This is a genomic window from Coleofasciculus sp. FACHB-712 (genome assembly GCF_014695635.1).
Taxonomy (GTDB): Bacteria; Cyanobacteriota; Cyanobacteriia; order Cyanobacteriales; family FACHB-T130; genus FACHB-T130.
In genome coordinates this window covers 1-8621 of the sequence record NZ_JACJOQ010000395.1, presented here as the reverse complement: position 1 = coordinate 8621, position 8621 = coordinate 1, and the positions used below count along the sequence as shown (strand labels likewise).

Genomic DNA, 8621 nt, shown 5'->3' with positions numbered 1-8621 from the left:
AGAATTGTCCTGGCTCTAGCTAAAAAACTGGGGAGATTCAGTAACCTCTAACTCTACAAATCACAAGGTAGATGATACTTAATCCGGCAGTCTTTTGTCAGAGTACCATGAGTGTCGCCTAGAGAGTGCTGGCAGATGGCTGGTTGTAAAGCCTTCCTGAAAAGACTGCCTAACTTAGTCTACGACACGGATGTAGCCTTGTTTCAGGCTGTCAAATACTCGGTTGACTTGGATCTGCTCTTCGGAGCTGAGAGCCGTCTTCGATAACAGCGCCGCCATCAGCCGTTGTTGGTCATGGCGAGTAATTCTGCGCGTAGTTAATAATTGCTCGACTAATTGAGCGATCGTTAGGGAGAGGCTTTGAGCTTGCATCTGGTTATCGGGGCACAGGATTCTATTTAAATTTTCGGTAAACTTGCCCTCCAGTTCATCAGGACATTCACCGAATCTGGTGATGAAAAATGGCTAAATTTTCAGGAGTACCGAATCAGTATTGTACGGGGGAGCGATCTTAGTTGGAGGCTCTGCCCAGGCTTGAGCGATCGCAAAATATCTCGATTACGGTTGAAGCTGCAACTTAGAATTCTCAAATCACGTCTGTTTGTTTCAGACTAATGAAAGTTGTTGTCACATTTACGGGGAGATGCGATCGCATTCTATAAGATTCTCTTTCTCTGGGCTGATGCTTGGGAAGAAGAACAAGAACCCGAAATTGTGACTTAAAAAATGTGGTGTTGCCTCGCCTGCTTTCAGGGTAGGGAGTGTTGAAATTGTCAAGACTGGTCGCCGATCGCAACTGTCGATTTGATTATTACTCGTATTCGCTATGAAGTTGAACCCCTTGTCATTTTTTTCCCGTCGTTCCTCCCGCCGCTGGTTCTATCCGTTCCTCTCATCTGTGGTGGCGCTGTTTATTTGTGTCGGTTTGCCTCAGTCTGGGCAAGCAATCTCGTTGTTTGACTTGATTTTGCGCGGCGTTCAGGTAATTCAGCTGTCGAGTATTTCTGATAAACAGGAAGTCCAAATTGGTCGGGCAATTAATAACCAGCTAGTCAGTCGGGAGATTCGGCTGTATCGCAATCCCCAAATTGTTCGCTACGTTGAAGAGATTGGTCAGCGGTTGGTGGCGAAGAGCGATCGCCCTGATATTCCTTATACGTTTCAAGTCGTTAACGATAAGGGTCTCAATGCCTTTGCGACAATGGGAGGCTTTGTCTACGTCAACACTGGCTTGCTCACAGCAGCAGATAATGAAGCTCAGCTAGCGAGTGTCATGAGTCACGAAATCGGTCATATTGCCGGTCGTCATGCAATTGAGCAGATGCGAAAAAGTGCGCTAGCTCGCGGCGTAGCGGCAGCAGCGGGGTTGGATCGTAACCTAGCCGTTCAAATTGGCGTGGATTTGGCTCTACGGCGTCCGAACAGTCGGCAAGATGAATTCGAGGCGGATCAAAAGGGACTGCAAACCATGATTAGGGCAGGCTATGCTCCCTCTGGAATGGTGGCTTTCATGGAAAAGCTGCTCAGGGCAAATTCGGTGCCTACTTTCTTAAGTACCCATCCGGCAACCTCGGATAGGATTAAGGCTTTGGAACGTGCCATTGACCCGGAAGATGCCAACGTCGGTGATGGGTTGGATAAGCAGGCTTATAAAGCGAAAATTCGCGCCCTGACTTAAGGTTTGAGCATTTGGCGGCGCATCCGACTTACCTGGGATGGATCGATTTGCGTCACTGCTTCTTTCAGGGGTAGTTTACGAACGCGACGCCGCGCCACATTGACTTGATAAACCAAGTTGTTCGTGAGATCCAAGCCTGTCAACCAGCCACTTTTCTGGTGATAGGCACCCGTATCGATGTCAAGCCAGCCGTTGCCTTGGGCAAGTTTCCCTGGTGCTACTCCAGGCAGGGTAAAAGTGATGGTGTGACCTGTAACGATCAGTTTATCTGGGAAGTACGGCTGGGGAATGCTGTGAAATTCTTCGCGAATCCAGCAAAATTCCTCAGCGGTTTGCTTCTCGAAGGGAATTTGCGGATGGACGCCTGCATGAACCAACCAGACATCGCCTAAGTCTAAATATGTGGGTAGCGATCGCATCCACTCGATATCCTCTGTTGGAATACCCGCTTCCCCATAACTGTTCACGGTTGCATGACCGCCACTGTAGAGCCATCCTTGCAGCGCTGGGCCGTAAATTTGTCCATCGCCCAACACGTCTAATAACATTTGCTCGTGGTTGCCCAACAAACAATGGTAGGAATTTTGCTTAACAAATTTAACAACCTGAGCGCTGTGAGGCCCTCGATCGATTAAATCCCCCAAAAAATAAACCGAGTCATTTGAGGAAGGAGCGATCGCTTCCAATAAGGTCATCAGGCCTTCGTAGTGGCCATGTACATCACCAATCACAATGCGACGGGGGGTCATTTTGCTCATCCTCAATCCGATTACTCACAACCTTAGATAGCGCCTCAAAGTAAGACACCGAATCACTGTCGATCAAAACTTATACACTCATGGACATCCCTAGTCATGTCGCCCAGGTTATAGCGCGGGTGGGGAAGTGACTTTCAAACGCGGCACAGTATCATCAAATTCCATGTCTTACCAATAAACCATTGGTAATATGTTTGTTGCGTCTGCTCCGTTACAGCTAGATGCAACTTATAGCCCGTTAAAACTGATAACCACGCTAAAACTGGGTTGATTAGTAAGTCAATCAAGTAGGAGAATGTCAAAAAAGGGAATGTCCTTGTATTAAGAGTTTCACGGAGCGGATGCACAGCCTGAATAGGGAACACCAAAAAAGCACTGGGAAAACCAACTAGAAATGGGAAGTTAAAAGTCAAAGGTATATTTTTAAAGCTGACTTTTAAGTTCTAAATTCTCTTCTAAGTGGCGGGATGTATCAAATTGTAAGTATGGTAGACTACATTATTAATCATATCTCGCCTAGCTTGAGTAGAACCTTCTGGGATCGGGAATCTCTCTGAAGGCGGTCGAGTGTTGGGTGAAACAGAGCGAGACAATCAATAGAAAAATTCTCTCGCTATCGTTAAATGTCAGGATTTTTTCCCTTAAAGTTCCTTGCCTCCTGTGTCTTCTACTGTGTCTTCTGCTACGCTGCCAGTTATTATTGCTCTGAAACAAGCTAGTAGTATCGCTTGGGTAAATCAGGCGATCGCTAACGTGGATACTATTCTGCTCGATCATTCCCACTGCGAACGGAAAGCAGCAGGAGTTGCTTTGAATTTAATGTTTCGCTATCCTTCTTATACTCAGTTAGTGCGGCAGCTTACCAGGATCGCCTGCGAAGAACTGGAACACTTTGAGCTGGTTAATCAGTGGCTGGAACGTCGTGGCATCCCCCTCGCTGCCCTCTCTGCGCCTCCCTACGGTGCCGGGATGAAGGCGCAAATCCGCGCTAAGGAGCCGGATCGGTTATTGGATTCATTGCTAGTTTCTGGGTTGATAGAGGCTCGAAGTCACGAACGGCTGGGATTACTCGCCACCCACTTGCCCGATCCAGAGTTAGCCCAATTTTATGGCAGCTTGATGGCATCTGAGGCACGTCACTATGGCGTTTATTGGGTGCTTGCCGATACTTACTTTGAGCGTGCTGTTGTCAACCAACGGCTGGAGGAATTAGCCGTCGTTGAGAGTCAGTTGCTGGAAACGCTGCATCCAGAACCGAGAATTCACAGCTAAAGGCAAGAAGCAGATGAAAGCTCAATACCGGGATTTTGTGATTCGTAGCTGGGAAAAGCGCGATCGCACTTTTGCAGCTGATGTCATCCATTCGGTGTTAACCGAGTATGGCTTGCCTTGGCAACCAGAGGAGGCAGATAGGGATGTTCTAGAGGTAGAAAAATTTTATCAAGATCCTGGGGGTGAGTTTTGGGTAATTGAAAGAGAAGGGAAAGTGGTAGGGACTGGCGCGTATTATCCAGTGAAACGCGGGAACAGAGCGGTAGAATTACGCAAAATGTATTTATTGCCAGCTGTGAGAGGGCAAGGACTGGGTAAGTATTTGTTAGAACAACTCGAAAATGCGATCGCTTCTCGTGGTTTTCAGGAAATTTGGATTGAAACCGCTAGCGTTCTCAAAGAAGCAGTCAAATTGTATGAAAGTAGTGGGTATGAACCAGCAACAGGTGTAGAGACGGCAAGATGCGATCGCGTCTACGTTAAATTCCTGTAACCCTCACGACTGATTTAGACCATTTACATTTCCGTTTGCTACTAAAAAAAACAAAACATTCTCCAGCCCTTTCTCAAATCGCAATGTTTTGGCAAGATTGTCTCGCTTTGAAAGGATTGAATCGATGATAATCATATCGGGCTTGGCTGAGATTGCCTTTTCGATACATTCCTGACCGTTAGAAGCTTCAACAACGCTGTAGCCTTTTGCCTGTAACACATCAGTAAGTATCTTGATTGTTGATTCATCTTCATCTACTACCAAAACTTTTTTCTTTGAGGTTTCTTGAGCCAGAAGCGATTCGATAGCATTTAGAAGTTCTTCCTGGTTAATTGGCTTTGCCAAATACCTGTCAATTCCTAAACAATAGCCTCTATCTTTGTCTTCTATAATTGATAAAATGATTATTGGTATGGTTGTAGTTCCAGGGTCATTTTTCAGTACTGCTGCCACATCAAATCCATTCATGGCAGGCATCATCACATCCAAAATAATCAAATCAGGATGTTCTTTTTTAACCTGTGTAATGGCATCCATACCGTCTTTAGCTTGCCTAACAATATAACCTTCCGCTTCCAATTGCTGTGTGAGAAGTTCTCTAATAGATGCTTCATCATCTACCACCAAAATTGTTTTCTTTTGTTTATTAGAAGAGGCTTTAGAAGTAATTACGTGACCTTTTAGTTGTTTTAAAAGGGTGTCCAAATCAACTTTCTCAAACTCAAAATTTCCGCCTGTACTGATAGGTAAGGTGAATGAAAAGTTGCTTTCTTTACCCAATTTACTTTCTACCCAGATTCTACCCTGATGATGTTCTACGATTTGCTTGCAAATGGGCAGTCCTAAACCAGTTCCTTTAGGTTTGTCTGTTAAGGTATTACCTACCTGCTTAAATTTTTCAAAGACTTGCTCTTGGTCAGCCCCAGCGATGCCTATACCACTATCAATAACGCTGATAACGACCTCGTTGTTGATTCTTTTTGCTCTGCAAGTTATGCAGCCTTCTGGCGTGAATTTGACAGCATTGGAAATTAGATTAATCACAACCTGAATGAGTCTATCCTTATCACCCACTAGCTCAGGTAGTTCATTTTCGATATCCTTAATTAACTTTAGCGGCTTTGTTTCAAATAAGGCGGATGTAGCCGCTGTTGCCTGTTCAATTATTTCAGATATATAAATTGGTTCTGTTTTCCACTCAATCTTTCCTGCTTCTAACTTTGCCAAATCAAGGACACTATTGATTAAATTTGTTAGTCTTTCCCCTTCAGACACAATGATGTCAAGGTTTTCTTCTACTTGCTTGATGGTTTTCCGAACTTTCTTATCTTCACTTTGAACTTCAGGAAATATAACGGAATCTAGTTTTTTCTTGATAATTTTGGCGAATCCCAAGACGGAGGTAAGAGGTGTTCTTAACTCATGGGAAACAAGAGATAAGAAATCTGACTTGGCACAATTAGCAACTTCAGCGGCTTCTTTAGCTTGTTGTAACTCTTGTTGCGTCCGCTGGCGCTCGGCAATCTCGCTTTGCAAATTCTGAATAGTATGATTCAATTCAAGAGTACGTTCCTCTACTCGAATTTTTAAATCTTCCTCAGACTTTTTCAGAGTTTCTTCTACCAACTTTTTATCAGTGATGTCTTCATAGGTACCTAGAATACCTACAACATTCCCTGCATCATCATGGAGTGGAATCTTATTCGTTTCTGCCCAAGACTGTTTGCCATCTGCTTGAAATTGAGTTTCAACGATATGATATTGGGGCGTATCTGCCTCCATGATGCGGTTGTCACACTCGCGGTACCAGTCCGCCTCCTCCTTATTCCAAGCCAAGTCGTAGTCTGTTTTGCCAACAATGCCTTCTGGCGTATTAACCCCTGCTACTCGCGCAAAGTTGTAATTGCAACCCAGATAAACAGACTTTCTATCTTTCCAAAAAATTAACTGCGGGATGTTGTTCATCACTAGCTGTAGCATTTGCTTACTCTCTCGTAGTGATGCCTCTGCCTCTTTAGTAGGAGTAATGTCTTCTACTGTTCCCACAAAACCGATGAGTTCGCCTTTATTGGAAAGCAAAGGAGATGACCGAATGTAAGCCCAACGTACAATTCCCTCTCGTGTTTGAAAGCGACATTCGTGCGAATATTCCTTCCGCTGACGAGTGTAGGTATACCATTGTGCGATGACGCGATCGCTATCTTCCGGATAAACTGACCGCAACCAACCATCTCCCAAGCTTTCCTCAAGTGTAAAGCCACAAATTGCTTGACAGCGCGGGTTTGTATAAGTGCATTTACCTTCAATATCTGTCATAAAAATGCCGACTGGCAAACAAGCACTGAAAGAACGAAATTGCTGTTCGTTTTTCTTAAGTTCTGCATTGACGGCTTCCAAGTCCAATGCTTGTTGTTTTACCTGTGCTGTATTCTTAAACAGATTAACAAACATCGATACTTTCGAGAGTAATATTTCCGGTTCAATCGGCTTAACCAGGTAATCTATCGCGCCTAGGGAATAACCTGTGAATATATTCGTGTCGCTTGTGCCGTATGCGGTTTGGAAAATAATCGGAGTCTGGCGCGATCGCTCTCTAGCTCGAATCAGCCTTGCTGTCTCAAATCCATCCAGTTCTGGCATCTGGACATCGAGCAAAATCACAGCAAAATCCTCATTTAGCAAACATCTTAAGGCTTCCATCCCCGAATTTGCTTTGACTAAATTCTGCCCTAAGCTACTCAATACTGCCTCTAACGCCAGCAGATTTTCTGGATGGTCGTCAACCAAAAGGATGTTTGCTTTCGGTTCTGACTGCATATTTTACCCTCAACGTTTAGTGACAAAATTTGATTAAAAAATTAATATTGCTAAATATTTTTGCGATTGATATTACAGGCGCTTGAGCTAGCTCTGTAGGCATTCAACGCCATTTTGATTTTTGCAAAAAGCTTGATTACAGTTACTACTGTGCTATGGCAATCCTACATCTTTTTCTTTTCCTAAGCCCAAAGTACGGGCTACGGCAAGGCGCTCTGATAGCGCGATCGCTACCGCCCAGGCTACACCTACCTACACTTACATAGTTCAACTACATCTATTCACAAAATTAAGCTCTCTCAATTTCTAGAATATTCGATGCTTTTGCCACTACCTCATCTGGATCGAAAGGCTTTGTCATATACATATCCGCCCCTACTTCATTTCCCTTCTGCTTATCAAATTCTTGCCCCTTAGCAGTCAACATGATAATGTAAACGTCCTTAATATCTAGTTCATTTTTAACCGCATTACATACATCAAATCCATTCATTTTAGGCATCATTACGTCGAGAAAAACAAGAGCTGGCTTCTCCGCTTTAATTGTCTCCAATGCTTCTTCACCATTAGTTGCTGTTAGTAACTCCACGCCCTCATCTTCAAGATCCTCAAGGGTTTGTTCTAACAAAAGTCGAATGTGAGGCTCATCATCAACAATTAATATCTTCGGATTCATTCTGTTTCTTACTATTTAATAAAGAACTTCAAAAACTTCTACAGCTTCTTTTTTTCCTTTTACTTGAACGCTCCCAATCTCCTTAAATTCAAATAGATGTTTTGTACTCTCATAAATAGAACGACTAACTAGGATCTGCTCACCCTTCGCCATAGATTGCAGCCTAGACGCTATATTAACTTTATCTCCTATTGCTGTATAGTCCATGTGTTGTGGAGAGCCAACGTTGCCAACAACTACCTCTCCCGAACTTATTCCAATCCCGGTAAGAAAATTATCCCTAATCCAAGCAACTGGGATTGTTTTTATGCGTTTTTGCATCTCAATAGCTGTTTCAATAGCTCGTCGTTCGCTATCAACAAGAGTTGAAGGTGCGCCAAACATGGCAACAATCATATCTCCAACAAACTTGTTCACAGTACCCCCGTGGCTAAATATCACCTCTACCATGTGAGTGAAATATTCATTCAGATATTCTACAATTGCTTCTGGTTCTAACTCCTCGCATTTAGTGGTAAAGTTTCTAATATCAGAAAAGAGAATGGAAATGTCTTTTTTAGCAGGAACTAAAGAAATATCTTCTTGAGGATCTAAAATAGCTTCAACGACTTGTGCAGGAACATATCTTTCCAAATTACTTTTAATCCGCGCTTCTCTAAGTTTATTTTCATGGAGCAGAGCGTTTTCGATAGCTGCTGCGGCTTGGGATGCTAAAGCAGTGAAAAGTTTTAAATCTTGTGCTGTATAATTGACTAATTCATCGCTACTCAAATTAAGCACGCCAAGAACTACGTTTTGCGTCTTAAGTGGGGCGCAAATTAGAGATTTTATCTTATTATTACCTGTAATAAATCTAGAATCTGACTCTACATCATTGACTATCTCTGCGTTTCCTAGATGAAACACGCTGCCAGCGATACCTTCACC

At 43.5% G+C, this 8621-nt stretch carries 8 protein-coding genes; 3 read left to right on the top strand and 5 right to left on the bottom strand.

What is annotated here, in order from left to right; genetic code table 11:
* Positions 1–174 precede the first annotated feature (174 nt).
* A complete protein-coding gene (locus tag H6F50_RS11590; protein ID WP_190413431.1) occupies positions 175–372 on the bottom strand; it encodes a hypothetical protein in 198 nt (65 codons plus the stop codon).
* A 454-nt stretch (positions 373–826) separates the two neighbouring features.
* Here H6F50_RS11590 and H6F50_RS11585 point away from each other — a divergent pair, with 454 nt between their 5' ends.
* Positions 827–1678: a M48 family metallopeptidase gene (locus H6F50_RS11585; protein WP_190428812.1), complete on the top strand. Its 852-nt coding sequence runs from the start codon at positions 827–829 to the stop codon at positions 1676–1678.
* Here the strand turns inward: H6F50_RS11585 and H6F50_RS11580 are convergent.
* Positions 1675–2436: a metallophosphoesterase gene (locus tag H6F50_RS11580; RefSeq protein WP_190428811.1), complete on the bottom strand. Its 762-nt coding sequence runs from the start codon at positions 2434–2436 to the stop codon at positions 1675–1677. The two genes, H6F50_RS11585 and H6F50_RS11580, sit on opposite strands and share 4 nt — an antisense overlap.
* A 672-nt stretch (positions 2437–3108) precedes the next feature.
* Between H6F50_RS11580 and miaE the strand changes: the two genes are divergently transcribed.
* On the top strand, positions 3109–3708 hold the full coding sequence (miaE, locus tag H6F50_RS11575; RefSeq protein WP_190428813.1) for a tRNA isopentenyl-2-thiomethyl-A-37 hydroxylase MiaE: 600 nt from the start codon (positions 3109–3111) through the stop codon (positions 3706–3708).
* 13 nt (positions 3709–3721) lie between these two features.
* Entirely contained in the window at positions 3722–4201 is a 480-nt protein-coding gene (locus H6F50_RS11570; RefSeq protein ID WP_190428810.1) for a GNAT family N-acetyltransferase, read from the top strand.
* A gap of 3 nt (positions 4202–4204) precedes the next feature.
* Here H6F50_RS11570 and H6F50_RS27050 read toward each other — a convergent pair whose 3' ends face one another.
* The 3 genes from H6F50_RS27050 to H6F50_RS11555 form a co-directional block, all read right to left on the bottom strand.
* Complete coding sequence (locus tag H6F50_RS27050) at positions 4205–7018, bottom strand: response regulator (RefSeq protein WP_190428809.1); 2814 nt, start codon at positions 7016–7018, stop codon at positions 4205–4207.
* A 289-nt stretch (positions 7019–7307) separates the two neighbouring features.
* Entirely contained in the window at positions 7308–7694 is a 387-nt protein-coding gene (locus tag H6F50_RS11560) for a response regulator (protein WP_190413421.1), read from the bottom strand.
* Positions 7695–7709: 15 nt separating this feature from the next.
* Positions 7710–8621: adenylate/guanylate cyclase domain-containing protein (locus tag H6F50_RS11555; RefSeq protein ID WP_190428808.1), on the bottom strand; the 912-nt coding region annotated here is incomplete at its 5' end.